Raw genomic sequence first — 23,269 nt, 5'->3', positions numbered from 1 at the left:
ATCCAGATCAGGTCTTCCACCTCTTTGATGCGCTAGGGCGGGCTGAAACGGTACGAAATGCGTGCGCATGAATCAGGATTCCAGGACAAGGGCCGAGCGGTCCAGCCGCATCGGCGCAGCGCTTTCGCTGGGCGCGGCGCTGGTCTGGCCGGTTCAGGCCGTGCTGATCGCCCGCGTGCTCGCCGACCTGCTGACCGGGTCGGATGGGCTGTCGCCGCTCTGGGCCGCACTGGCATTCCTGGCCCTGGCGGGCCTGCGCGGGTTACTGGACATGGCAGCGCAGGGCATGTTGTCAGGCGCGGCCTCGGCCCAGATTGACGCCCTGAGGACAGAGATCCTGACGGTCGAAACCGCTGCTGCCGCGCCGTCGCGCAGCGGCGGCGCCGGGGCCATTGCCGCCCTGCTCACCGAAAAGCTGGAGGCACTGCGCCCCTATGCCTTGCGCTATCGCCCTGCCCGCCTGCGCGCGACCGTCGTGCCGCTGCTGATCCTGGGCATCGCCGCCTGGCACAGTTGGGCCGTGGCACTTGTGTTGCTGATGGCGGGCCCGCTGATCCCCCTTTTCATGGCACTGGTCGGCTGGGCCGCGAAAGAGGCCAGTGCCCGCCAGATGGGAGAGATCGGCGCCCTGAGCGACCTCTTGGCCGACCGGCTGGCTGCCCTCTCCGACCTGCGCCTGATCGGAGCCGGCGACGCCGTGGTAGATGGGTTCGCCGAGGCCTCCGAGGGATTGCGCCATCGGACGATGGCGGTGCTGCGGATCGCCTTCCTGTCCTCTACCGTGCTGGAACTGTTTTCGGCCCTCGGCGTCGCCATGATCGCGGTCTGGGTCGGGTTTTCCCTGCTGGGAGAGCTGTCCTGGGGCACCTGGGACGCCCCTCTGGCGCCCTTCGCGGGGATCTACCTGCTGCTGCTGGCGCCCGAGTTTTTCCAACCCTTGCGGGATCTTGCCGCCGCATGGCACGACAAGGCCGCCGCCGATGCCGTCAAGGATGAGCTGGTCCACTGGCGCGAGGAAACCCGCCCGCAGAGGCTGGGGCGCGGAGTGCATGACACTGCCCCCCGGTTCGCCGGGCTGCTCTGGCAGGGCCTGTCCCTGACCCGCGAGGGCCGCGTGCTGTCCTGGCCCGACATGGCCATAGGTCCGGGCGAGAGTGTCGCCATCACCGGCCCCAGCGGCGTGGGCAAGACTACGCTTTTGCGCCTGCTCGCCGGGTTGGAGGCGCCGGATACAGGGGCGATCCACTTTGGCAAGACCGCGCTGACAGACGATACCGCCGATGCCTGGCGGTCGCTCATCGGCTGGATGCCGCAGGCCCCGCATTTCCTCAACCGCTCATTGCGCCACAACATCGCCTTCGGCGCCCCGCTGGACCCGGACACGCTGGACCGTGCCCGGCTGGGCATCGTCCTCGCTGCCCTGCCCCGAGGCACGCTGACGCCCCTGGGCGAACGCGGCGCGGGCCTTTCGGGCGGAGAGGCGCGGCGTGTCATGCTGGCCCGGGCGCTGCACGGGGCGCCGGACGTGCTGCTGGCCGACGAACCCACCGCCGATCTCGACGCAGAAACCGCCGGGGACGTGATCGAGGGGTTGTTGGGTTTTGTCGCGCGGGGCGGCACGCTGATCGTGGCCACCCATGACCCGCGCCTCTCCTCGCGCATGGCGCGCAACCTGGTGCTGGAGGCCGGGACATGAAGGCACTCTTCCGCATCACCCGCCTGCTGCTGCAAGGCGAGCGCCGCGCTTTCCTGCGCGGCTTTGCGCTGGCGGTGACGGTGCTCTTGATGGGGGTGGCCCTGCTGGGCCTCTCGGGCTGGTTCATCACCGCCGCGGCGGCGGCAGGCCTGGCCGGGGTCGGTGCGGTGTTCAACGTCTTCGGCCCCTCGGCGATGGTGCGTTTCCTGGCGCTGGGGCGGACGGCGGCGCGCTATGGCGAGCGGCTGGCGACCCATGACGCCACCCTACGCGCGCTGTCCCGCCTGCGGGTCCGTCTGTTGCAGGGATTGCTGACCAGCCCCTATCGCGCGCTGGAACGGTTGCGCGCCAATGCCTTTCTCAACCGGGTGACGGCGGATATCGACGCGCTGGACGGCGTGGCGCTGCGCCTGCTGCTGCCGGGATTGGCAGGCATGGCGGTCATCACGCTGGCCGCGCTGGCACTGTGGGTCCTGGTGCATCCTGCGGTCGCGCTGGTGGTCGGGTTGAGCTATGCCATCCTGCCCAGCCTGGTTTTCCTTGTGGGGCAAAGGCTTGCGCGCAGGTCCTCACGCCGGGCCGAGGCCGCGATGCAGGCCACGCGCAGCCGGATGATCGACCTTGTCACCGCGCGCGAGGACCTGACCGTCTTTGGCCAGCTTCAGGCCGCGCGCGCTCATGTGGCCGAGGCCATCTCCCGCCATGCCACGGCACAGGACAGGCTGGACGGGCTGGAACGGCGCATGGGTCTGGGACTGGACCTGACCGGCGCGGGCATCACCGCGCTGGCACTGGGGATGGGCGCCTCGCTGGCTCAGGCCGGAACCATCACCCCCGCCGAGGCCGCCATTGGCATCTTCGTCGCGCTGGCGCTGGGGGAAACCGTCGCCCCGGTGCGCCGTGCCCTGACAGAGATCGGGCGCATGATCCCCGCCGCCCGCCGCGTCGCCCCGGCCCTGGCCGCGCCGCCAGCGGACAGGCGCCGCGCCACGCCCGACACCCCGATCCTGCGCCTGGAACAGGTTACCTATCGGCGCGGCGACGGCGCCCCGCTGTTTGCCCCCCTCGACCTGCTGCTTGGCCCCGGAGAGACACTGGCCCTGACCGGCCCCAGCGGCGGTGGCAAGAGCACCCTTCTGCTGATGGCCGCCGGGCAACTGACCCCCGACATGGGCCGCGTGACATTTGGCGGGCATCCCGTCATCGACCTGCCCGACGAGATCCTGCACCAACATATCGCGATGGTGCCACAGCGCCATGCGCTGATCGCGGGCACGGTGGCAGAGAACCTGCGTCTTGCCGCACCAGAGGCAACGGAGGATGCGCTTTGGCAGGCCCTGAAGGCGGTCCACCTGGACCGGACCCTGGCCGACCGGGCCGGGCTGGAAACAAGGCTGGGCTTTCGTGGCGCCGGCCTGTCCGGGGGCGAGGCCCGACGGCTGGTCCTGGCCCGCGCGCTGTTGCGGCGCCCCGCGCTCTTGCTGCTGGATGAACCGACCGAGGGGCTGGACAGTGCCACGGCACGCGCCGTCCTGACCGGCCTGCGCAGGGCCCTGCCCCGGACGGCGATCCTGATGGCAGCGCACCGCCCGGAAGAGACCGATCAGGCAGACCGCCTTGTGCCGCTGACCGCAACAACCTGAGGCAGTTTCTTGTACTCGGCGCTCCCTCGAATTTATTCCGCTTTTGTGATACGACTTTTGATCCAGATCAACAACACATAGCACATCAGGAATATAACTGCCGATAATCCGTGTCTTGGATGCGGAATTATCAGCAAAGCTCAAGGGAGCCCAATCATGGAGATCGGACTGGTCGAGCTGTCGCGCCTGCAATTTGCGATGACGGCCATGTATCACTTTCTCTTCGTACCGCTGACGCTGGGCCTGTCGATCCTCGTCGCGATCATGGAGACCGTCTACGTCATGACGAACCGCCCCATCTGGCGGCAAATGACGAAATTCTGGGGCATGCTGTTCGGGATCAACTTTGCCCTCGGCGTCGCAACCGGCATCACGATGGAATTCCAGTTCGGCATGAACTGGAGCTACTACAGCCACTACGTCGGCGACATCTTCGGCGCGCCGCTGGCGATCGAGGGGCTCATGGCCTTCTTCCTGGAGGCGACATTCGTCGGGCTGTTCTTCTTCGGCTGGGACAAGCTCAGCAAGGTGCAGCACATGGTTGTCGCCTGGCTGGTGGCCATCGGTTCGAATTTCTCCGCGCTCTGGATCCTGATCGCCAACGGTTGGATGCAGAACCCGGTCGGTGCCGCCTTCAACCCCGAGACCATGCGGATGGAGATGACCTCCTTCTTCGACGTGGTCTTCAACGAGGTGGCACAGGCGAAATTCGTCCACACCGTCAGCGCGGGCTATGTCACGGCCAGCGTTTTCGTGCTGGGCGTCTCGGCGCTCTACCTGCTGCAGGAGAGGCACAAGGACCTCGCCCGTCGGTCGATCGCCGTGGCCTCGGCCTTCGGCCTGGCATCGGCGCTGTCTGTCGTCGTGCTGGGGGACGAATCCGGCTATTCCGCCAGCCACACACAAAAGATGAAGCTCGCCGCCATCGAGGCGATGTGGGAGACACATGAGGCGCCCGCCCCCTTCACCGCCATCGGATTTCCCGACAAGGAGGCGCGCGAGACCCATTACGCGGTGGAAATCCCCTGGGTCATGGGCCTGATCGGCACCCGCAGCCTGACGCAGGAGATCCCCGGCATCAACGACCTGGTGGACGAGGCCGAGCTGCGCATCCGCGACGGCCTGATCGCCTATGACGCGCTGATGACCATCCGCGCGGAACGCGACGCGACCTCGCCAGAGCTGCGCGCCACCTTCGAGGCGCATTCCGAGAACCTGGGCTTTGCCCTGCTCCTGAAACGCTATGTCGACGATCCCCGCGAGGCGACAGAGGCGCAGATCAGGCAGGCCGCAAATGACACGATCCCCGGCGTCGCCCCCCTGTTCTGGGCCTTCCGGATCATGGTGGCGCTTGGCTTCAGCTTTATCGCGGTGATGCTGTATTTCTTCTACCGGGCCTCTTTCCGGCGGATGCAGTTCCCGCGCTGGTCGCTTTATGCCGCTGTCGCCATCATCCCGACACCCTGGATCGCGGCAGAGCTGGGCTGGTTCGTGGCCGAGTTCGGCCGCCAGCCCTGGACCGTGGACGGGGTGCTGCCGACGGCGCTCTCGGTCAGTCACCTGAGCGTGGCCGACCTGCTGATCTCGCTCGCAGGCTTCGTGATCTTCTACACGGTGCTCTTCGTGATCGAGATGAGCCTGATGGTGAAATACATCCGCAAGGGTCCGTTCCAGGACGTGGCCGAAACCGAGGCCTGGCAGGAACGTCATATCCACCGTCTGCGCACGCATGACGGCCAGGGTCCCTTTGCAAATCCGGCGGAGTGAAAGACATGATCCTGTTCGAGATGATCGACTTCGACACGCTGCGCGTGATCTGGTGGGCGCTGCTGGGCATATTGCTGATCGGCTTTGCCCTGACCGACGGCTTCGACATGGGGGTCGGCGCGCTGCTGCCCTTCGTGGCGAAAACGGATGTGGAACGGCGCGTTGTCATCAACACCGTGGGTCCGGTCTGGGAAGGCAACCAGGTCTGGTTCATTCTGGGCGGCGGCGCGATCTTTGCCGCCTGGCCACCGCTCTACGCGGTCTCCTTCTCGGGCTTCTACCTGGCGATGTTCGTCGTGCTGGCGGCGCTGATTGTCCGGCCCGTGGCCTTCAAGTACCGCTCCAAGCGCGACGGTGCGGCCTGGCGCGCGCGCTGGGACTGGGCCCTCTTCGCCGGTGGTGCCGTGCCCGCCCTGCTGTTCGGCGTGGCCGTGGGCAACGTGCTCTTGGGTGTGCCCTTTCACCTGACCGAGGACCTGATGCCGATGTATGACGGCAATTTCGCGGTCAAGTTCCTGGGCCTCCTGCGTCCCTTCGCGCTGCTGGCGGGCGTGGTCTCGATCTCGATGCTGCTCATGCATGGCGCGGCCTGGCTGAACCTCAAGACCCAGGGGCTGGTGGCCGCCCGCGCGCGTCGGTTCGGCGTGATCGCCGGAATGGTCGCGGCCGGGGGCTATGCGCTGGCGGGGCTCTGGCTGGCCCTGGGGATCGACGGCTTTGCCTTTGCAAACGAGGTCACACCCAACGGCCCGTCCAACCCGCTCTATTCAGAGGTCACGCATGGCGGCAGCTGGCTGTCCGCCTATGCCGAACGCCCCTGGATCGCGGTTGCCCCACTCATGGGCTTTCTCGGCATCGCCCTGACCCTGCGCGGGCTGGTGTCGGGCCGCGAGGTCACGACCCTGCTCTGGTCCAAGCTGGGGATCACCGGGATCATCGCCTCTGTCGGGCTGACCATGTTCCCCTTCATCCTGCCGTCGACCGTGGACCCGAACAGTTCGCTGACGGTCTGGGATGCCTCCAGCTCGCACCAGACGCTGTTCATCATGCTGGTGGTCACCGCGATCTTCATGCCGCTGATCCTCATGTACACCGCCTGGGTCTACAGGGTGCTCTGGGGCAAGGTCAGCGAAGATGACGTCACCGGCAATTCCGACACCGTCTACTGAAGGAGAAAACACATGTGGTATTTCGCCTGGCTTCTCGGCCTGCCTTTGGCCGCCGCCTTCGCCGTGTTGAACGCGATGTGGCTGGAATTGCGCACCGATGCCTGTTTCACCGAAGAGGGCGACTGCCCCGTGGGTGACCACGACCACTGATCCAGACATCCGCCGTCACTCGTCCCGGCGGCGGATTTCCCCACCGGGGCGGGTCAACCCGGCCTGCCCCGGTCCCCACTCTACCAAACCCGACAGGAGGTCTCATGAAGACCCTTTTCACTGCGGCCATGCTGGCCGTTGCCACCCTCGGCTTGCCTGCTGCCGCCCAGGAGGCACCCGATACGCTGGTCACCGTGCTGACCGCGCCCGAGCCCCAGACCCAGCTGATGGCGATGGTGCTGACCATGCAGGCCCTGGGTCAGGGCAAATCCGCCCATGTCCTGCTCTGCGGTCCGGCCGCGGACATCGCGCTGAAGGACGCACCCGACAGCGCCACCGCAGCACAGCCGCCCAAGGGCATGTCGCCCCAGGGGCTGATGCAGATGGTCATGGCCAAGCCGAACACCAAGGTCGAAGTCTGCGCCATCTACCTGCCCGGCAAGGGCGCAACCGCCGAGGTTCTGCTGGACGGCGTGACCGTGGCCGACCCCGGCACGATGGCCGCCGCGATCATGGCGCCCAATGCCCGCGTGGCCAGCTACTGAGCCCGCGCCCTGCACTGGTCGGGTCCGGCCCCTGCCGTTCGGACCCGTTTTCATGACCGGATTGCCCGCGAAAACCCGCCTCACACATTCAGCTTTCTTGACCTGAGTCAATGTCACGGCATGCCATTGTATTCAAAATCCCGCACATGTCTCGGAGGAGCTACATGACAGAATCACCTTTCAAGCCCTCGCGCCGGGGGTTCCTTACGCTGGCCGCCGGGGCGGGTGCCTTGGCCACGGCGGGCACCGCCGAGCGGGCGCAGGCCCAGACCGCCACCAAAGCAAAGATCGTCATCATCGGCGCGGGCGCCGGCGGCACGGCTCTGGCCAACCGCCTGGTGCGGCGGCTGGACGGTGCCCGGATCACCCTTGTCGACCCGCGCGCCGACCACCTGTACCAGCCCGGCCTGTCGCTTGTGGCCGCCGGTCTCAAACCCTCGGGCTACGTCGTCTCGAAGACGGTCGACTGGCTGCCGCGCGGCGTGACGCTGGTTCCCGAGGCCGCCGCCGGAATCGATCCCGAGACCCGCACCGTGACCACGACGGGCGGCACCTCGCTGTCCTATGACTTTCTGGTCGTGGCACCCGGGTTGGTCCTGGATCATGACGCCATCGAGGGATTCTCGCTGGACATGGTGGGCGAAAACGGCATCGGCGCGCTATATGCCGGGCCGCAATATGCCGCCGCCACCTGGAAGGCCGCGCAACGGTTCACCGAAACCGGCGGCCTGGGGATCTTCACCCGCCCGGCGACAGAGATGAAATGCGCCGGGGCACCGCTCAAACACACTTTCCTGATCGACGACATCGCCCGCACCAGTGGCACGCGCGGCAAGGCACAGTTCCTCTATGCCGCACCGCAGGGATCGCTGTTCGGCGTGCCCATCGTGGCGGAAAAGGTGCGGATGCTGTTCGGCGACCGGGGCATCGACACGGCGATGCAGCACACATTGAAATCCATTGATCCCGGCGCAAAGCGGGCCACCTTTGCCGATGCCACGGGCGCCGATGTGCAGATGGAATACGACTATATCCACGTCATCCCGCCGCAGCGCGCGCCGGAGGTGATCCGCCAGTCGGGCCTGTCATGGGCCGACAAGTGGACGGATCAGGGCTGGGTCGAGTGCGACATGGCCAGCCTGCGGCACCTGCGCTTCGACAACATCTGGGCACTTGGCGACGTCGCCGGCGTGCCCAAGGGCAAGACGGCCGCCAGCGTCAAATGGCAGGTGCCAGTGGTCGAGGACGGGCTGATCGCCGCCATCGAGGGCCGCGAGACGGTTGAGGCTTACAACGGTTACACCTCCTGCCCGATGATCACCCGCGTCGGCCGCGCCATGCTGGTCGAGTTCGACTACAACAACAACCTGATGCCCTCCTTCCCCGGCGTGATCGCGCCGCTGGAAGAGCTCTGGATCAGCTGGCTGATGAAGGAGGTCGCCCTCAAGGCCACCTACAACGCCATGCTGCGTGGCCGGGCCTGAGGAGAAAGACCCATGAAAGACCTGACATTCGGCACCATCCTCGCCGTCTTCGAAGAAATCTTTGGCAAGGGGCTGTTCTGGGGCATGGTCGTGGTGGCCGTGCTGGTGACGCTGGCCTATCTCTACGTCCTGATCCGCGACCGTAGCATCAGCTGGCGCAAATTCCTGCTGGCGCAGTTGTCGATGCCACTGGGCGCGGTGGCAGCCGACTGGTTCGTGCTGCGCATGACCCATTCGCACCTGTCCAACATCGGCGGGCCGGTGGACGTGATCCTGTTGCTGGGGATCGCCGTGGCCGGGGCGATCGGGCTGGCGATCCTCGTCTACACGTTGCAATCCCTTGTCGTCCGCCCCCGGATCGAGTCCGACTGATCCCCGTCCAACCGCAATGACCGCCGGTCGTCCAGGTAGCGCAGCCGCGATTGCGCGGCATGCACCCGGCCGATGTCGAGATCGGCCATCAGGATCTCTGCCGCCGCGCCGGCCCGTGCGGCGGCGGTGCCATCCGGAGCGACGATGCAGCTTGCCCCGAGGAACGCCAGGCCGTTCTCTGTCCCCGCGCTGTTGGCATAGACCACGTAGACCCCGTTTTCAAAGACGCGTGTGGGGATCAGGTTCTGGGCCACCACCAGCCATTGCGCACCCAGCGCCGTGGGCACAAGCACCAGTTGCGCTCCCTCTGTCGCGACATGACGCAGGGTTTCGGGAAACTCGGCGTCGTAGCAGATCAGCGTCGCGCAGGTGACACCCCTCCAGCGGAAAACTGGCATCTCTGTCCCGGCGTGTAGTAGCGCCTCTCGAACCCCGGCGGGATCGCCAGTTTGCGTTGGCGGGTCAGGACCGCTCCTTGCGGAGAGACACAAAGCACCGAGTTGTGGCCCCCCGTCTGCCGCCTCGGCAAAGCCGTAGTGGATCGCCACGCCAGCCTCGCGGGAAAGGTCCCGCATTGCGCCAAAGATCCTGCCATTGGCCGGTTCCGCACGCTCGTGCACTGCATCGCCGATATTGTATCCGCAGGCAAAGAGTTCAGGCAGCAGCCCACGATCGGCCCCGTCAGCGGCGATTCCGGGCAGCGCCACGCGCAGCCGGTCCAGCCGCGCCACGACCGTGGAAAGCTCTCCCGGTGCCTGGGCGAGGGCCAGCCTCATGTCCCTGCCCCGGGCAGAGCCTCGGCGCAGTCGCCAGCGCAGATGACGGCCCCCTGCCCCGACGGCTTTCCCGCCTCTTGCACACAATGGTTCATCGGCCAAACTTCCCCAGCGGTCTCGGTCACGACACCCGTCTGCCCGCCAGGTCACGGCATTGTATCGCGGCAACGACATCTCCGGTCGCCGCGGGACAGGTATGGCCGGTTTGCCCGGCCTTACCCCCCTTTCGGCCCGCGCTTCATGTCCGGTGCCTTGCGGCCCCGGTAGCGCACCGTCAGTTCCAGCGGGACGTCGTTCTCGTAGTAGACCCCCAGGACGACGCCGCGCCGCCCGGATTTCTGCCGCATCTCCATCAACTGCGCCTCTGACCGCGTGGTGCGCTGCGAGGGACGCCGCGTCCAGGCGAACAGCTTGTCGTACATGTCCTCGATCACCCCGGCGTGCTCGGCACTGGCGCCCAGGTCGACCAGTTCTTGCGGGTCCTCCTGCAGGTCGAAGAGCAAGGGCCGATAGCCGCCTTCGCAATGGATCAGCTTGTACCGCCTGTCGATCACGCAGAACATGACCGCATCGCGCACCGGCGCCCGCATCTTCGCCGCCACGGGCGAACCGGAATAGTCGTATTCGCAGATCGCGTAGTCGCGCAGCGTGCCGGTCCGTTCACCGTGCAGGATCGGCACAAGGCTTTCGCCCTCCAGGATATGCGCGGGCGGCTCACCGCCCGCGACCTCGACGAAGGTGGGCGCAAGGTCGATGCTTTCCACCAGCGCGTCGCAGACCGTGCCGCGCGTGGCGTCCGCCTCTGGCGAAGGGTCGTAGACGATCAGCGGCACCCGGGTCGAGGTGTCGTGGAAGAAGGTCTTTTCCCCCATCCAGTGGTCGCCCAGGAAATCACCGTGGTCCGAGGTCAGCACGATCAGCGTGTCCTCCATCCGCCCGGTGCGCTCCATCCAGTCGAACAGCCGCCCCATCTGGTCGTCGGCCTGCTTGATAAGCCCCATGTAGGCCGGAATGACCGCCTCTCGCACCTCCGCGCGCGAGAACGCCTCGCCCACACGGGTGTCCATGAAGGCGCGCAGCACCGGGTGCGTGTCCTGCCGTTCCCCGTCAGACCGGATGACCTCCTGCACGTCGTCGGGGCCGTACATGCTGGCATAGGGTTCGGGCACGATGTAGGGCCAGTGCGGCTTGATAAAGCTCAGGTGACAGCACCACGGCGCCGTCGCCTGCTCCATGAAGGCCATGCCACGCCCGGTCAGGTAGGGGGTTTCGCTGTCCTCCTCGGCGATGTTGGCAGCCTCGCGGGCGTTCTTCAGGAACCAGCCCGACAGGACGTTGCCGGCGTCATCCAGCCCCGAATTGGCAAAGTCATGCCAGGGGTTGTCGCTCTCATAGCCCCTGGCGCGCAGGTACTTGTTGTACTCCCTGGCCCCGTCCGGATCATAGGCCCCATCCGGCCCCTCCGGCAGCATGCCGTCATCCCGTTCGAAGACGTCGAAACCGCATTCTGCCACCCGCGCCCCGATCAGGCTGTCGGGTTCAAGACCCAGCCGGGCCATGCCCTCGGCATCGGCGCGCATGTGGGTCTTGCCCACAAGGTTGCAGGACATGCCCAGCTTGCGCAGGTGATCGCCCAGGGTCAACTCGCCAACCTTGAGCGGAATGCCGTTCCAGCTGGCCCCGTGGCTGTGGACGTAGCGCCCGGTATAGGTGGACATCCGGGAAGACCCGCAGATCGGTGACTGGATATAGGCCCGGTCGAAGCGCACCCCGCGCGCGGCCAGACGGTCGATATTGGGGGTTTTCAGCGTCCTGTGACCGTAGCAGCCCAGGTAGTCCCAGCGCAGCTGGTCGAACATGATGAACAGGATGTTCCTGGGCTTGGCCATGATTACCACCTCCGGCAAGGTTGTTGCTATATCAACCTTCTCTCATTCCTAGCGCGGATGCGGCCAAACGGGAAGCCCGCGGCTAGTGCTGGTTGCGGATCAGCCCGGCAAAGGCGCCACCGGCCCGGCCCATCAGCTCTGCCGGGGCACCGGTTTCAACCAGCCTGCCTTCGGAAAGAACCACGATACTGTCGCACCAGGTCACGGTCGACAGCCTGTGCGCGATGATGACCAGCGTTTTGCCCGCCTGGGACCGGCGCAGGTTCTCCATGATCGCGGTCTCTGTGCGGGTGTCCAGCTCGTTGGTGGCCTCATCCAGGATCAGCACATCCGGCCGCGTCAACAGGGCGCGGGCAAAGGCGATCCGCTGGCGCTGGCCGCCGGAGAGCAACACCCCCTTGGCCCCGATGCGCGTGTCGAACCCTTTGGGCAGGGCCTGGACGAATGTATCGCACTGGGCCTGGTGGGCGACCTGGCGGATCTGCGCCTCGCTGGCATCCTGGGCGCCGTAGGCGATGTTCTCGGCGACGGTGCCGTCAAAGATATGCGTCACCTGCGGCACGATCGCCACCCGCCGCCGCCAGGTCCCCAGGTCGATCTCGCGCAGGTCCATGCCGTCGACCTCCACATGCCCCTGCGTCGGATCGAATTCCCGCCCCAGCAGCCGGGCAACCGTCGTCTTGCCGGACCCCGAATGACCCACGAAGGCCACGGACCCTCCGGCGGGGATCTCGATGTCGATGCCGTCAAGGCTGAGCTCTGAGCGACCGGGATAGCGATAGCTGACGTCGCGCAGGCGGATGCCCTGCGCCAGGCTCGAAAAGGGACGGTTTCCGCTGGGCAGTGCCGAGGCGGCGCAGGCTTCGCCCACGCGGCCCACTTCTTCGACGGCATAGGACAGCTGGCGCATCTTGTTGACCCCCACCATGACCCCGCGCAACGACCGTGCAGCGCGGAACAGGATCAGCAGGAACACCGCCACGCTGGGGCCGCCGATGCCGAAATGGAACATCAGCGACAGCAATACCGCGACGAAGATCGCGACCAGCACCTCGAAACTGGGGCCGATCACGTTCTGGATCAGCTGCATCCGCAGGTAGACCTTTTCCACCCGGCGCGACAATGCATCAAAGCGCGCGCCCTCGGCGGCGGCCTGGTCGTATTGGCGGATGGCCGGCAGACCTTCCATCGTTTCCCAGAACCGGCCGATGAAATCCGTGTTCGAGGCCACCGCCTCGGCGCTGGCGCGGTTGGTGGCATCGGTCATCACCCGCGACACCAGCATGAACAGCCCGCCGACACCCATCGCCAGCAGTGTCGCCTGCCAGGACACGATGGCCAGCACTCCCAGCAGCACCACCAGCGCGCAGGCATTGACCAGGATGCGGAACAGGTCGCCCAGAACCTCGACCGAGCGCCAGGTTTCCGAGATCATGGCATTGGCGATCTCACCGGTCTGGGTCTGGTTGATATGGCTGCTGCTGGCCATGAGGATCTGGCCGTTCAGCTTGCTGCGCAAAAGGTGGCCCGCACGGCAGTTCACAAAGGCAAAGACCGCCACGTTCAGGTAGTTGACCGCGTTCTTGAGCACGATGCCAAGCACCGCCATTGTCAGCAGCCCGGTAAAGACCCAGTCCGGCGGAAACCAGTCGTCGACCCAGCCCAGCAGCGCCGGCAGCGTGCCCTCTGCCCCCGACTGGCCCGGCAGATGTGCAAGGATCGGCAGAAAGAGATAAAGGCTGATCCCCTCGAAGAGCGACGAGACAAGGCCCAGTGCGACAACCACGAAAACCGACCCCCGGCTGGCCCTGAGCAGACCGAGCACGCGCCCGAACCGCCGCCATTCTGCGGTTTGCATCCTGTCGCGCAACAGAGCCTTCATCCGCGAAGCCGCCCTATTTCGCGCGCCGCACGTCCGGCGAGGGTTTCATCACGTCCCGGAACCACTGCATCGTGCGCCGCACGCCGTCTTCGTAGGGGACTTCGCATTTCCAGCCGGGCAGGATCCTGTTGGCCAGCGTCAGGTCCGGGCAACGGTTGGTCGGATCGTCCGGCGGGCTGGGCATGTGCACGATCTCGGGTTGGCCTGTCAGGTCGCCGATATAGCGCGCGACGCCGCCCACCGAGATCTCGCGGTTATTGCCAATGTTCAGCGGGCCGGGATAGTCGATCGCATCCCGCCAGAAGAACCGCGCCAGCCCCTCGACGATATCGTCGATGTAGCCCCAGCTGCGGGTCTGTGTACCATCGCCGTAAATGGTCATCGGCGCCCCGGACAGCGCCTGGCTGATGAAATTGGACACCGCCCGCCCATCGTCGACGCGGGTGCGCGGGCCATAGACGTTGAACAGCCGCGCAACCCGGATATCCAGACCCCGCGTCCGGCGCATCTCGAACAGCAGGGACTCGGTCACGCGCTTGCTTTCGTCGTAGGAGGATCGCGGGCCGGTACAGCTGACCGCGCCAAGATAGGTTTCGGGCTGCGGCGTCACCACCGGATCGCCATAGACCTCGGAGGTGGAGGTATAGCAGAACCGCCCGTCCTCCTTCAGGTAGCGCAGCAGGTTGATCGCCCCGACGATATTGGCCGAAATCGTGCGTTGCGGATCGCTCATGTACCATTGCGGCGAGGCGGGCGACGCCAGGTGATACACCTCGTCGAACAGGCTGTCCGAGGTGAACTTTTCCACATCGCATTCGACAAATGAAAAGCGGCTGTCGCGAACATGCGCGATGTTGTCGACCGTCCCGGTCCACAGGTTGTCGACGCAGACAAGGGCGGACAGATCATCCCGCGCCAGCAATGCATCGCACAAATGGGAGCCGATGAAACCACACCCCCCGGAAACAAGCACTCTGGCGCCCCGGGAAGGGGAAGAGTGTCTTTTCATCTGTCAAATCTCACTTCAATCAACCGAGAAACCAAATCCTGCGCATGGGCTTGTCGCCCCGGACCCAAGCCGCCATACCGGCGTAAACCACAGTGAATTCTGCCATCAATGGTAGCTTGTCAAGAAAGCACGGACACGGAAATGTCGCAAGCGGATACCCCTTCGGTCAGCGTGATCATCCCGGTCTACAACGGCGCTGCTTTCGTTGAACTTACCATCTTGTCGGCCTCACGGCAAACGCATGAAAACCTTGAAATAATTGTAGTTGACGATGGATCGACGGATGCCACGCCCGACATCCTGCGCGAGTTGACTTCCAGGGTGGACAACCTGCGCGTGATTACGATTGCCAACGGTGGTGTCGCCAATGCCCGGAATGTCGGCACCCGCGCCTCTGCCGCCGACTATGTCGCCTATCTCGACGCGGACGACCTGTGGCACCCCACCAAGATCGCCCGGCAGGTCGCCGCGCTGGAACGGCACAAGGGCGATCCCGACTGGGCCGCCTGCTACGCCCTCTTCCGCACCATCAACACCCACGGCGAGGTGCGCGGGGACGGGCTGGTGCATGACGCGCGCGGCGCGATCTTTCCCAGTCACCTGGTCGTCAACCACGTCGGCAACGGCAGCAGCCTGCTTGTCCGGCGCGAGGCAGCGCTGGAGGTCGGCGGTTTCGATCCCTCCTATGCCCAGAACGGCATCGGCGGCTGCGAGGACCGGGATTTCCAGTTGCGGCTGTTGCGGCGCTACAAGATGGAAGTCGTGCGCGAGTATCTTGTCGGCTATCGCATCTACGCGGGCAACATGTCCTCGAACCGTTACGCGATGTCGCTTGGCGGCAATGCCGTGGTCGAGAAGTTCATGGCAGATCCCAGAATCAGCCGGGAAATCCGCAAGCTGGCCCTGGCCACGACCTACAGCAACGCAGTGATCCGGCTGTCGCGCGGCCTGCACCTGCGTGATGCAGGTGCGATCCTGGGCAAGGCGATGATCGAGACGCCCCTGGCCTTTTTCCGTATCATGCTGACTCGCCTCGGGCAGTTCCTGGAGGTCGCCAAGAAACGCATCAAGACCCGCCTGGGCCTGCTGCCCAAACCGGGTCAGGGCGACCTGCGGATGTTCGAGGACTACGACCCGACAGAGGCGATTGCCGAAGGCGCGCCTTATGCCCCGTCCTACCGTCCGGTCCTCGACCGAAACGATGCCGCCTATGAAAAGCGGTTGTCGCAGGTCACGCCCCTGCCCACCCCTGCCTAGGCCCGGACAGCTAACGCACGCTGGATGCGAATACGATCCGCAGCCGCGTGCCCCGTTCCGCCGGCAGCAGCCGGATGGCGGCGCCATGGGCGCTCAGCAGGCTGCGGACGATGGCCAGTCCCATGCCGGTGCCCCCTGCGCCGCGTCGCGTGGTGAAAAACGGGTCGAAGACGCGCCCGGCATTGCCCGGCGAAATCCCCGCCCCGTCATCCTGCACCTCCAGGAAGGCCGCGCCGTTCCCTGTCCCTGCGTGCAACAGAACCCGGCCTGCGCCATGTTCGCCCGCATTGCGCAACAGCTGGCCTAGAACGATCTTCATGCCCGCCCCGGCGATCGGCAAGGGCACGCTGCCGCCCTCGACCTGCAAGACCAGATCCGAGTGGTCCTCGCGCAGGCCCGGCAGCAGATCGTCCAGCCTGGACGTGCCGAGGTAGCGCGTCTCCCGCGCGCGGGCGACCTCGCGCAGCGCGGCAAGCTGGCGCTCGATCTGGGTGCAGGCGCCGTCGACCTGCGCCACCAGCGCCGCGTCGTCACGGCCCAGCGCCCCGCCATCCTCCAACAGTTCACTGGCCGCGCGGATCGCGGTGACGGGGGTACGCAACTCATGTGTCACCTGGTCGGTAAAGGCGCGGATCGTCGCTTCTCGGTCGCGCAGCGTCTCGGCCATCGCGATCACCCGGCGGGCGGTGGCATGCAGTTCATGGGTGCCGAAATGGCGCGGCGGCGCCGGGGTGTCGCCCCTTTCCTGCGCCTCGGCATAGGCCTCGAGCGCGCGGATCGGGCGCAGCAAGAGCCGCACCAGCAGCCAGCCCAGGACCGCCGTCACCAGCGTGATCGACAGGGCCAGCAGGATCGCCGCGTTGCGGAACCCGATCACCGGCCCCAGGTAACGCAGCGCCACCAGCCCCGCGAAGGACACCACCAGCGTCGCGCCCAACGCCCCGCCAAGGACAAAGCCGAGCGAGGGCCGCCAATGCCCGGTCATCGACACGGCCCCATCCGCATCCCCTGCCCGTGCACCGTCTCGACCGCCTCGGCGCAGCCGGCCTCGGCCAGCTTGCGGCGCAGGTTGCGAAGGTGGCTGTCCAGCGTCCGGTCCGACACCGCGCTTTGCGCCCCCCAAAGCGCGGCGACAAGGTCGGCGCGCGGCGTCAGGCGCGCGGGCTCTTGCATCAGCCGCGCGAGGAGGCCGAATTCGGTTGCGGTCAGAGCGATCTCGGCGGGACCAAAGCGGCAGAGCCGCGCATGGCAATCGAGCGACAAGCGCCCCCGTTCCAGCCGTGCCGGAACGGTCCCGCGCGCGGTGCGCTTCAGAATCGCGCCCACCCGCGCGACCAGTTCGCGCGGGCTGAAGGGTTTTGTCACATAGTCGTCGGCCCCCAGTTCCAGGCCGAGAATGCGGTCGATCTCGTCATCCCGCGCGGTCAGAAAGAGGATCGGGACCTCGGATCGTGCGCGGATGCGGCGGCAGGTCTCGAACCCGTCCATCTCGGGCAGGCCCACGTCCAGCACCACGAGGTCCGGCGCCTCGCGCGCGGCATGGGTCAGCGCCTGCTGCCCGTCGCCGGCAGTGATGACCGCATGGCCCGCCCGTTCCAGCGCCAGCCGCACCAGTTCACGCAGGCGGGGATCGTCGTCCACGATCAGGATCTTCATCAGGGCCGCTCCACCATCACGCCTTGAACATAGCGGCTTGCGCGCCAACTGCGAAAGCCCCAACCCCGCCAGTCCTCGACCTCGGGACGAGTGATCCGGCACGGCCCCAACTGGACCGAACGCCCGGTGACCCGGCCCAGGCCGCTTTCGACGATCGGCCCTGCGGCCATCGGGCCCAGACCGCAGAGATACCACAGGTCCGGCTCTGCCCGGGTCACGTTCTGTGCCGCGATCACCTGGGCGAAATTCACCATCGCGCAGAGGTACAGCGTCGCCAGCCCCAGAACACCGCCCCGCACCAGCAACCAGCGATTCGACCGCGCCCGCAGCACCTGCCACAGCGCCAGTCCCAGCCCCGCCGCCACCAGCGCCATCCAGATCAGCGCGTGCAGCCGCAGGTAGGTCAGCCCGAAGGTCTCGATGTAGAGGTCCAGACGCAGCGCCGCCGCCCCGCACAACACCATGTTCTGCATCAGCCAAAGCAGCAGCAGCGGCCGGATCAGGCGGTGTTCGCCCAGGAAAGGCCGCACCGCCAGGGCGAATGCGCCGGCCAGGACCGCCGCAGCCAACAGCGGATAGGCGCCGCGATGCGCGTATTCGGCCAGGGTCATCCCCTCGGGCAGATCGGCGCCCCCGAGCAGGATCGAGACATCGGTAAGGCTTTGTACCGCGATCAGCAGGTTGAAGACCGCCAGGCCGCGCAGGACGGATCCGGGGTTGAGCCATCCCGGCGCAATCGACGGTATCACAAGGCCGCGGGTTACCCGGTCGCATGGCGGCACCGGCGCCAGGAACGGACCGACCAGCACCGCGATCCCGCCCCAGAAGACAAGGCGCTGTGCCAATTGCCAGAGATCCAGGTCGATCTGCACAAGCTGCGCCAGCACAGGGTTCGCCTGCATCAAGAGCGCCACGAGCACCAATGCGCCGCCCAGCGGCAAGGCCCAGTCGCGCAAGACCTTGCGCACCAACGGAACCGGCGCCTCCGCCAGGGCTGCGGGCAAGGCAAACAGGCGGCGCGGGTCAAGCTGTGCCAGCCAGGCCACAGGCAACCGCCCCAGAAAGGCGCCCGTGGCGGACGACAGCGCCGCAATCGGCGCCGCCGGGTGATGCGCCCAGGTCAGCGCGCCTCCCAGCCCGACCAGCAGGAAGGCCAGCGAGAGCGGCTGCAGATGATCGACCGCCGGCAGGGCCGCGACCAGGAACAGCCCCGCCGGGCGCCGCCATGCCCCGGCCCCCTGCAGACCCCATGCCAGGATCGCCGCGGCAAAGATCACCACCGAAAGGCCCGGCACCCTGCCCCAGAACAGAAAGTCCGCCAGCGCCACCAGCGTCAAGACCGCCGCGAGGCGTCGGGGAAACCGCACCCCGGCAGGGCCGGACCCACCGTCGCCCTGCGCTGGCGGGGCTGCGCCCTCGTCAAGCCACCAGCCGTCTCTTGCCAATGCGTGTGGCAGCCCGGGAATACTCAATTGCCTGTCCATGTCCCACTCTCCCGTGTTTTGGAATGGGACCAGGATGAACCTGGCTGCGTGCAGGGCTTGCGCGCGAGTTGTGCAGATTTCGTGCAGGGCGGGCAGCAAGGGCCCCTTCACTGGTCGAGGACGGCCTCCAAAGCCCAGTTGCGTGGGGCCTTCCAGTCTTTCGTGGTGCGGACCCGGAACCCATAGTGCCGGCCCGGTTCCATGAGCCGTTCAGACCCGTGTGGACAGTGCCGCGCTTCGGCGCGGCCCCACAAACCGACGAAGGCCGCACGTTCACCCATCGGCAAACCATCCGCCCTGCGCCTGACGGTTTCGGGCATCTTGCGATAGAACCGCAATCCCTCCGGATCCAGCACGGCACGCGTTTCGCCGTTCTTGCCGGAATCCACGCCCGAGGCAGGAGAAATGTGGTGGCAGTATGTCTCTGGCACGGTTTCAGGGCCGGCAAGCCGCCGACCGACCGGATGACACGCTGCGCGGTCGTCACAAAGGGCGGCAAGAGCGCTTGGCGTCCGATCCTGGTGGCGGGTATTACGCCGTCGTCAGGCCACTGCGTGCCCCACAACGCGACATGGACGGGTCCGCGAAGGTATCAAGCACCATAGGGCAAACAGCATGTTGCCAAACCGATGCGGGCATTTTGCCAGGCGGCCCTGGCTGCCTACGCCTTGAGGGCCGATGGCAGCAACCGGGTCCGGATCTGCTCGATCAGGCTGCCGAGATGCGGGGGAAACACCCGGTTTCGCCGGGCCAGCAGGTGAACGTAGACGGCCTGGAGTTGCGGCGCTTCGATGGCCACGCTTGCCAAAATGCCGGATGCGATTTCCGCGCTGACGCTGAAAGCCGGCAGCACCGTCAGCGCGCGGCCCGCGACAGCCGTCCGGGTCAGCAGTGCGATGGAATTGCTGGTGAACCCGGGCGCGATGCTGTGCCCCCTGTCCAGGGCAGCGGCGTCAAGCATCTGGCGGATCCGGAATGACTGCCCCATCAAGGCCAACGGTTCGCGGCACAGCGCGTCAAAACCGATACTCTCGCGGCGGGCCAAGGGGTGATCCGCCCGCATGATCGCCATCAACGGAACCGGCGCGCGATAGCGCGACACGATCTGCGGATGGGACAGGGGATGAAAGCCAAGTCCGAAATGCACCTCGTCTTCGAGAAGCAGGCGCACCATCTGCGTGGTGTCGGTCACACTGACAGAGAGTGTCATGCCGGGAAACCCGTCCATGAAACTGTCAAGCGTGTCGTAGAGAGCCGGTCCCAGGAACCCTTCGCCTAGCGCCAGATGGACATGGCCTGACCGGCCGGAAGACAGGTCCTGAAGGCGGCCTTCGAGCTCATCCACACCGGCCCGCCGCGCCCGAAAATAGTCGATCACCGCGTGACCGGCCTCCGTCAGACGGATCTCGCGGCGGCCATGTTCGATCAGGCTGGCACCGGTTTCCTCTTCCAGGCGCGCGATCTGGCGACTGATGGAAGACGGGGCCAGGTCCAGCACGTCGGCCGCCGCGCGCATGGAGCCGTGGCGCCATGCGTCGTAAAGAAGGGCTATCCGGCGATCATCCAGATTCACGTCGATCTCCTTGTCAGGCGTCGGAGCCGCCGATTTTGACAGCACCCATCAGGGTGCTGACAATCATGATTTTTAGTCGTGTTTATCGCAACATAATCCGCGAAATACGGTCATTTATTGCAACTTTAGCCTCCTGAAAAATAGGCGTCATCGCAGCCTTCCCCCCACGGCACGCAGGCCGGGTGAAGAGCGGGCCGGCGCAAGACCGGCAAGCCCCAAACGTGATGACAACAGTGAGGACACCAATGGACACCAGAGAAATAAACCCGTGGACATGGCAGGACGGCTTCGGTTTCGCCCATGCCCGCGAAGTCACCGGGGCAACGCGCGTCCTGACCCTGTCGGGTCAATGCGCCACCGATGCCACGGGCGCGCCACAGCATCCCGGCGACATGGCTGGCCAGCTTGCGCTGGCGGTCGCAAACCCCGGCGAGGTGCTGGCCGCTGCCGGCATGACCAATGAAACCGTGCAGGGTCTGCGCGTCTTCACCACCGACAAGCGTGCTGGCCGGACGGTGCCCTGCTTTGACGAAGGGGCCGATCAGCGCGCCTGGGGCCTCGACAACCGGGTCATCGACCGGACCGAGATCGACCGCATCGCGCCCTATCTTTCGGATCGCGTGATCGCGGCGGCCCTTTGCCGCTGGAGGGCAAGGCCGACGCCCGCACCGCTGGCCCCGCGATCGCCCGCGCCGCGAAGAAGTGCGGGGCAGAGATCCGTACCCGGACCGAGGTCACCGGCCTGACCCGCAGCGGCGGGTACTGGTACGTTGACCTGGAATCGGACGGTGTGACCGAAGCGGTCAGCACCCAGACCATCGTAATCCCCGCAGGCGTCTGGACCAGGCGCTGGACGCCAACGTGCTGATCGGTGGCGGCTGGCCCGCGCGGTTGATCCGTGATGCGGTTGGCGACCCCGATTTCTCGGTCAAGCCCGAGCTTCTGCCGGCCTCGCTGGCCGGCAATGCCGATATGGCGATCCGCGTCCTGCCCGAACTCGCCCGGGTCCCCGCGATCCGCAGCTGGGTCGGCACGACAACCGTGACCGAGGACCAGTTGCCACTGGTCGGCCCGGTGCCCGACATGCCCGGCGCCTTCGTCGCCACCGGCGGATCGGCCTTCACACTCGGCCCCAGCTTTGCCGAGGCGCTGGCCGCGCTGGTGTCGGGCCGGACACCGGACACGGACCTGTCGAATTTCGACCCGGCCCGATACAGGAGGACCTGACAGATGGTCAAAGCCATTCGCATGGAAACGCCGCGCGGCCCGGAAGTCCGGTTCACCTTCGACGGCGCACCGATCACCGGCCACACGGGCGAGACACTGGCCGCCGCATTGCTGGCGGCAGGCATCCCGGCCTTCGGGATCACCCGCCAAGGTCAACCGCGCCTGCCGTTCTGCAACATGGGCACCCGTTTCGACTTTGCCGTCCGCGTCGACGGGCACCCGCTGGTCCGCGCCTGCCTGACGGATGTGCGTGAAGGTATGGACGTCAGAACGCAGGAGGGGTCGTGATGCGCGATCTTGTCATCGTCGGGGCCGGCCCGGCGGGTATGGCCGCCGCGCTTGCCGCAGCCGGGGCCGGATTGACGGTCACGGTCGTGGACGAACAGGCCCGGGCGGGCGGACAGATCTTTCGCCGCCCGCCCGCGGAATGGGGAACGCGGCACGGCACCTACTGGCCCTATGGCTGGGCGCGCGACCTGATCGAACGGTTCGAGGATCACCCCGGCATCCAGACGCATTTCCGCTCCACGGCCTTTGGCGTCCTGCGGGATCGCGATGATCCGGACGCCCCAACCCTGACCGTGGCGGTCAGCACGCCCGGCGGAGGCCGTCAGATCGCCGCGCGCCGCCTGCTGCTGGCGACCTGCCCGGACCGGCCGAGATGCTGCGCAGCCTGCCCGCGATCCCGGGCCACGTCTCGATCTTTGCCGAGGCCGCGCGCGCCATGCACAAGATCCTCCACGCCCGCGTATCCATCCTGCGACGGACCGTGATCTCGGACGTCGTCGAAGGGAACGGCGGGCTCGGGGTTCAACTTGCCGAGGTTGACCGCGACTGGGCCCTGACCGGCAAGACGCACAACCTGTCGGCCGAGGTGCTTGCCCTTGGGTACGGCTTTACTCCGTCGACCGAACTGGCCCGGCAGGCCGGCTGCGACCTGATCTGGAATTCTGCCGGCGGCGGCTGGACGGTCGAACATGATGACACCTTCCGCAGCACCGCGCCGGGCATTTACGTCGCTGGCGAGCCGACAGGCCTTGCCGGGGCCGAACGCGCCCGGGCCGAGGGGCACATGGCGGGATTGACCATTGCCGTCTCGCTGTCCGGCCGTCTCGAAGCCACCGATCTGCCCGGCGCCCGCAAGCAACTCGCGAGCGCCGAGAGGTTCTCCGGCGTCATGCAACGGATGTTCGACCCACGTCGCAACGGGCTCGCCGAATTGTCGCGCCGGAATGACACCGTGATCTGCCGTTGCGAGGAAATCACCAGCGGTCAAATCGAGAAGGCCCTGGCCGACAATCCCTTCATGTCCTCTGCAAGCCCGGTGAAACTGGAATGCCGCAGCGGGATGGGGCCGTGCCAGGGGCGCTATTGCGAAGGCAGCATCGCAGCGCGAATTGCCGCGTCGAGAGGTATGCCGATCGCGAAATGCGGTCGCTTCAACGCCTATCTGCCGGTCAAGCCCATCCCGCTTGAAGCGTATCGGGGTCTCGACGAGTGACCAACCAAATCAAGATTTGAATTGCCGAATGACCATATCGTCGAGCCGCGCCCTGGCATCAGCCGGCATCCGAGCAAGGCTGACGCATTGCAGTCACAGCGCCGAAGACCATACAGTCCTCACCACTTCCAACAGTCCAGCCAGATAGCCAATTGCCAGGGCTTGAGTCCGAGAGCGCGGTTGGCCAAC

At 66.4% G+C, this 23,269-nt stretch carries 24 protein-coding genes; 15 read left to right on the top strand and 9 right to left on the bottom strand.

Going from position 1 to position 23,269, the window contains the following annotated elements; translation table 11 throughout:
- The first annotated feature begins 67 nt into the window (after positions 1-67).
- From cydD to G9Q80_RS00175, 8 genes are all read left to right on the top strand, one after another.
- The gene (cydD, locus tag G9Q80_RS00210; RefSeq protein WP_088714039.1) at positions 68-1,696 is read left to right on the top strand and encodes a thiol reductant ABC exporter subunit CydD; all 1,629 of its coding nucleotides are present in this window, start codon (positions 68-70) and stop codon (positions 1,694-1,696) included.
- Positions 1,693-3,339: a thiol reductant ABC exporter subunit CydC gene (cydC, locus tag G9Q80_RS00205; RefSeq protein ID WP_088714040.1), complete on the top strand. Its 1,647-nt coding sequence runs from the start codon at positions 1,693-1,695 to the stop codon at positions 3,337-3,339. Before cydD ends, cydC begins: the two co-directional genes overlap by 4 nt.
- Positions 3,340-3,495: 156 nt before the next feature.
- Positions 3,496-5,106 carry a cytochrome ubiquinol oxidase subunit I gene (locus G9Q80_RS00200; protein ID WP_088714041.1) on the top strand — a complete coding sequence of 537 codons (1,611 nt, stop codon included), beginning with the start codon at positions 3,496-3,498 and terminating at the stop codon, positions 5,104-5,106.
- A 5-nt stretch (positions 5,107-5,111) separates the two neighbouring features.
- Positions 5,112-6,275 (top strand): cytochrome d ubiquinol oxidase subunit II, encoded by a 1,164-nt coding sequence (cydB, locus tag G9Q80_RS00195; RefSeq protein WP_088714042.1) that lies wholly within the window; start codon positions 5,112-5,114, stop codon positions 6,273-6,275.
- Between the two features lie 12 nt (positions 6,276-6,287).
- A complete protein-coding gene (gene cydX / locus G9Q80_RS00190; RefSeq protein WP_043143396.1) occupies positions 6,288-6,425 on the top strand; it encodes a cytochrome bd-I oxidase subunit CydX in 138 nt (45 codons plus the stop codon).
- Positions 6,426-6,529: 104 nt separating this feature from the next.
- Positions 6,530-6,970, top strand: coding sequence for a DsrE family protein (locus G9Q80_RS00185; protein ID WP_088714043.1), 441 nt, complete (start codon positions 6,530-6,532; stop codon positions 6,968-6,970).
- Positions 6,971-7,134: 164 nt separating this feature from the next.
- Positions 7,135-8,454, top strand: a complete 1,320-nt coding sequence (locus G9Q80_RS00180) for an NAD(P)/FAD-dependent oxidoreductase (RefSeq protein ID WP_088714044.1) — start codon at positions 7,135-7,137, stop codon at positions 8,452-8,454.
- A 12-nt stretch (positions 8,455-8,466) separates the two neighbouring features.
- Complete coding sequence (locus G9Q80_RS00175; protein WP_088714045.1) at positions 8,467-8,826, top strand: DUF5368 domain-containing protein; 360 nt, start codon at positions 8,467-8,469, stop codon at positions 8,824-8,826.
- Here the strand turns inward: G9Q80_RS00175 and G9Q80_RS00170 are convergent.
- The 4 genes from G9Q80_RS00170 to G9Q80_RS00155 all read right to left on the bottom strand — a co-directional run bounded on the left by G9Q80_RS00170 (position 8,778) and on the right by G9Q80_RS00155 (position 14,382).
- Positions 8,778-9,602: a nitrilase-related carbon-nitrogen hydrolase gene (locus tag G9Q80_RS00170; protein WP_157903771.1), complete on the bottom strand. Its 825-nt coding sequence runs from the start codon at positions 9,600-9,602 to the stop codon at positions 8,778-8,780. The two genes, G9Q80_RS00175 and G9Q80_RS00170, sit on opposite strands and share 49 nt — an antisense overlap.
- A gap of 215 nt (positions 9,603-9,817) precedes the next feature.
- A complete protein-coding gene (locus G9Q80_RS00165; RefSeq protein ID WP_088714047.1) occupies positions 9,818-11,491 on the bottom strand; it encodes a sulfatase-like hydrolase/transferase in 1,674 nt (557 codons plus the stop codon).
- 82 nt (positions 11,492-11,573) lie between these two features.
- Complete coding sequence (locus G9Q80_RS00160; protein WP_088714048.1) at positions 11,574-13,373, bottom strand: ABC transporter ATP-binding protein; 1,800 nt, start codon at positions 13,371-13,373, stop codon at positions 11,574-11,576.
- A 13-nt stretch (positions 13,374-13,386) separates the two neighbouring features.
- On the bottom strand, positions 13,387-14,382 hold the full coding sequence (locus G9Q80_RS00155; protein ID WP_069208796.1) for an NAD-dependent epimerase/dehydratase family protein: 996 nt from the start codon (positions 14,380-14,382) through the stop codon (positions 13,387-13,389).
- Positions 14,383-14,523: 141 nt separating this feature from the next.
- Here G9Q80_RS00155 and G9Q80_RS00150 point away from each other — a divergent pair, with 141 nt between their 5' ends.
- Complete coding sequence (locus G9Q80_RS00150) at positions 14,524-15,639, top strand: glycosyltransferase family 2 protein (RefSeq protein WP_157903772.1); 1,116 nt, start codon at positions 14,524-14,526, stop codon at positions 15,637-15,639.
- 10 nt (positions 15,640-15,649) lie between these two features.
- On the opposite strand, the gene G9Q80_RS00145 is transcribed toward G9Q80_RS00150, so the two are convergent.
- From G9Q80_RS00145 to G9Q80_RS00125, 5 genes are all read right to left on the bottom strand, one after another.
- The gene (locus G9Q80_RS00145) at positions 15,650-16,624 is read right to left on the bottom strand and encodes a sensor histidine kinase (protein WP_088714050.1); all 975 of its coding nucleotides are present in this window, start codon (positions 16,622-16,624) and stop codon (positions 15,650-15,652) included.
- Positions 16,621-17,295 carry a response regulator transcription factor gene (locus G9Q80_RS00140; RefSeq protein ID WP_074620792.1) on the bottom strand — a complete coding sequence of 225 codons (675 nt, stop codon included), beginning with the start codon at positions 17,293-17,295 and terminating at the stop codon, positions 16,621-16,623. The genes G9Q80_RS00145 and G9Q80_RS00140 overlap by 4 nt, the downstream gene beginning before the upstream one ends.
- On the bottom strand, positions 17,295-18,779 hold the full coding sequence (locus tag G9Q80_RS00135; protein WP_088714051.1) for a DUF4153 domain-containing protein: 1,485 nt from the start codon (positions 18,777-18,779) through the stop codon (positions 17,295-17,297). Before G9Q80_RS00135 ends, G9Q80_RS00140 begins: the two co-directional genes overlap by 1 nt.
- Before the next feature lie 107 nt (positions 18,780-18,886).
- Entirely contained in the window at positions 18,887-19,210 is a 324-nt protein-coding gene (locus G9Q80_RS00130; RefSeq protein WP_133066358.1) for a hypothetical protein, read from the bottom strand.
- A 230-nt stretch (positions 19,211-19,440) separates the two neighbouring features.
- Positions 19,441-20,352, bottom strand: a complete 912-nt coding sequence (locus G9Q80_RS00125; protein ID WP_088714053.1) for a LysR family transcriptional regulator — start codon at positions 20,350-20,352, stop codon at positions 19,441-19,443.
- Positions 20,353-20,597: 245 nt separating this feature from the next.
- On the opposite strand from G9Q80_RS00125, the gene G9Q80_RS00120 reads away from it, so the two are divergent.
- The 6 genes from G9Q80_RS00120 to G9Q80_RS00095 are packed head-to-tail and all read left to right on the top strand — an operon-like array spanning position 20,598 to position 23,080.
- Positions 20,598-21,098, top strand: a complete 501-nt coding sequence (locus G9Q80_RS00120; protein WP_088714054.1) for a Rid family hydrolase — start codon at positions 20,598-20,600, stop codon at positions 21,096-21,098.
- The gene (locus G9Q80_RS28620; protein ID WP_157903773.1) at positions 20,990-21,220 is read left to right on the top strand and encodes an FAD-dependent oxidoreductase; all 231 of its coding nucleotides are present in this window, start codon (positions 20,990-20,992) and stop codon (positions 21,218-21,220) included. Before G9Q80_RS00120 ends, G9Q80_RS28620 begins: the two co-directional genes overlap by 109 nt.
- Entirely contained in the window at positions 21,214-21,579 is a 366-nt protein-coding gene (locus G9Q80_RS00110) for an NAD(P)/FAD-dependent oxidoreductase (protein WP_088714055.1), read from the top strand. The genes G9Q80_RS28620 and G9Q80_RS00110 overlap by 7 nt, the downstream gene beginning before the upstream one ends.
- Positions 21,580-21,582: 3 nt before the next feature.
- On the top strand, positions 21,583-21,867 hold the full coding sequence (locus G9Q80_RS00105) for a (2Fe-2S)-binding protein (protein WP_088714056.1): 285 nt from the start codon (positions 21,583-21,585) through the stop codon (positions 21,865-21,867).
- The gene (locus G9Q80_RS00100) at positions 21,867-22,352 is read left to right on the top strand and encodes an FAD-dependent oxidoreductase (RefSeq protein WP_088714057.1); all 486 of its coding nucleotides are present in this window, start codon (positions 21,867-21,869) and stop codon (positions 22,350-22,352) included. The genes G9Q80_RS00105 and G9Q80_RS00100 overlap by 1 nt, the downstream gene beginning before the upstream one ends.
- Entirely contained in the window at positions 22,241-23,080 is an 840-nt protein-coding gene (locus G9Q80_RS00095; RefSeq protein WP_088714058.1) for an NAD(P)/FAD-dependent oxidoreductase, read from the top strand. The genes G9Q80_RS00100 and G9Q80_RS00095 overlap by 112 nt, the downstream gene beginning before the upstream one ends.
- Positions 23,081-23,269: the final 189 nt, after the last annotated feature.

Origin of the sequence: Mameliella sp. LZ-28 (assembly GCF_012274245.1) — a bacterium.
Lineage (GTDB): Bacteria > Pseudomonadota > Alphaproteobacteria > Rhodobacterales > Rhodobacteraceae > Antarctobacter > Antarctobacter albus.
This window is presented reverse-complemented; position numbering and strand designations above follow the sequence as displayed.

Bases quoted from the DNA above. Each gene is read 5' to 3' on its own strand.
- cydD (WP_088714039.1), top strand. From the start codon at position 68: ATGAATCAGGATTCCAGGACAAGGGCCGAGCGGTCCAGCCGCATCGGC.
- cydC (WP_088714040.1), top strand. From the start codon at position 1,693: ATGAAGGCACTCTTCCGCATCACCCGCCTGCTGCTGCAAGGCGAGCGC.
- G9Q80_RS00200 (WP_088714041.1), top strand. From the start codon at position 3,496: ATGGAGATCGGACTGGTCGAGCTGTCGCGCCTGCAATTTGCGATGACG.
- cydB (WP_088714042.1), top strand. From the start codon at position 5,112: ATGATCCTGTTCGAGATGATCGACTTCGACACGCTGCGCGTGATCTGG.
- cydX (WP_043143396.1), top strand. From the start codon at position 6,288: ATGTGGTATTTCGCCTGGCTTCTCGGCCTGCCTTTGGCCGCCGCCTTC.
- G9Q80_RS00185 (WP_088714043.1), top strand. From the start codon at position 6,530: ATGAAGACCCTTTTCACTGCGGCCATGCTGGCCGTTGCCACCCTCGGC.
- G9Q80_RS00180 (WP_088714044.1), top strand. From the start codon at position 7,135: ATGACAGAATCACCTTTCAAGCCCTCGCGCCGGGGGTTCCTTACGCTG.
- G9Q80_RS00175 (WP_088714045.1), top strand. From the start codon at position 8,467: ATGAAAGACCTGACATTCGGCACCATCCTCGCCGTCTTCGAAGAAATC.
- G9Q80_RS00170 (WP_157903771.1), bottom strand. From the start codon at position 9,602: ATGAGGCTGGCCCTCGCCCAGGCACCGGGAGAGCTTTCCACGGTCGTG.
- G9Q80_RS00165 (WP_088714047.1), bottom strand. From the start codon at position 11,491: ATGGCCAAGCCCAGGAACATCCTGTTCATCATGTTCGACCAGCTGCGC.
- G9Q80_RS00160 (WP_088714048.1), bottom strand. From the start codon at position 13,373: ATGAAGGCTCTGTTGCGCGACAGGATGCAAACCGCAGAATGGCGGCGG.
- G9Q80_RS00155 (WP_069208796.1), bottom strand. From the start codon at position 14,382: ATGAAAAGACACTCTTCCCCTTCCCGGGGCGCCAGAGTGCTTGTTTCC.
- G9Q80_RS00150 (WP_157903772.1), top strand. From the start codon at position 14,524: ATGTCGCAAGCGGATACCCCTTCGGTCAGCGTGATCATCCCGGTCTAC.
- G9Q80_RS00145 (WP_088714050.1), bottom strand. From the start codon at position 16,624: ATGACCGGGCATTGGCGGCCCTCGCTCGGCTTTGTCCTTGGCGGGGCG.
- G9Q80_RS00140 (WP_074620792.1), bottom strand. From the start codon at position 17,295: ATGAAGATCCTGATCGTGGACGACGATCCCCGCCTGCGTGAACTGGTG.
- G9Q80_RS00135 (WP_088714051.1), bottom strand. From the start codon at position 18,779: ATGGACAGGCAATTGAGTATTCCCGGGCTGCCACACGCATTGGCAAGA.
- G9Q80_RS00120 (WP_088714054.1), top strand. From the start codon at position 20,598: ATGGACACCAGAGAAATAAACCCGTGGACATGGCAGGACGGCTTCGGT.
- G9Q80_RS00105 (WP_088714056.1), top strand. From the start codon at position 21,583: ATGGTCAAAGCCATTCGCATGGAAACGCCGCGCGGCCCGGAAGTCCGG.
- G9Q80_RS00100 (WP_088714057.1), top strand. From the start codon at position 21,867: ATGCGCGATCTTGTCATCGTCGGGGCCGGCCCGGCGGGTATGGCCGCC.
- G9Q80_RS00095 (WP_088714058.1), top strand. From the start codon at position 22,241: ATGCTGCGCAGCCTGCCCGCGATCCCGGGCCACGTCTCGATCTTTGCC.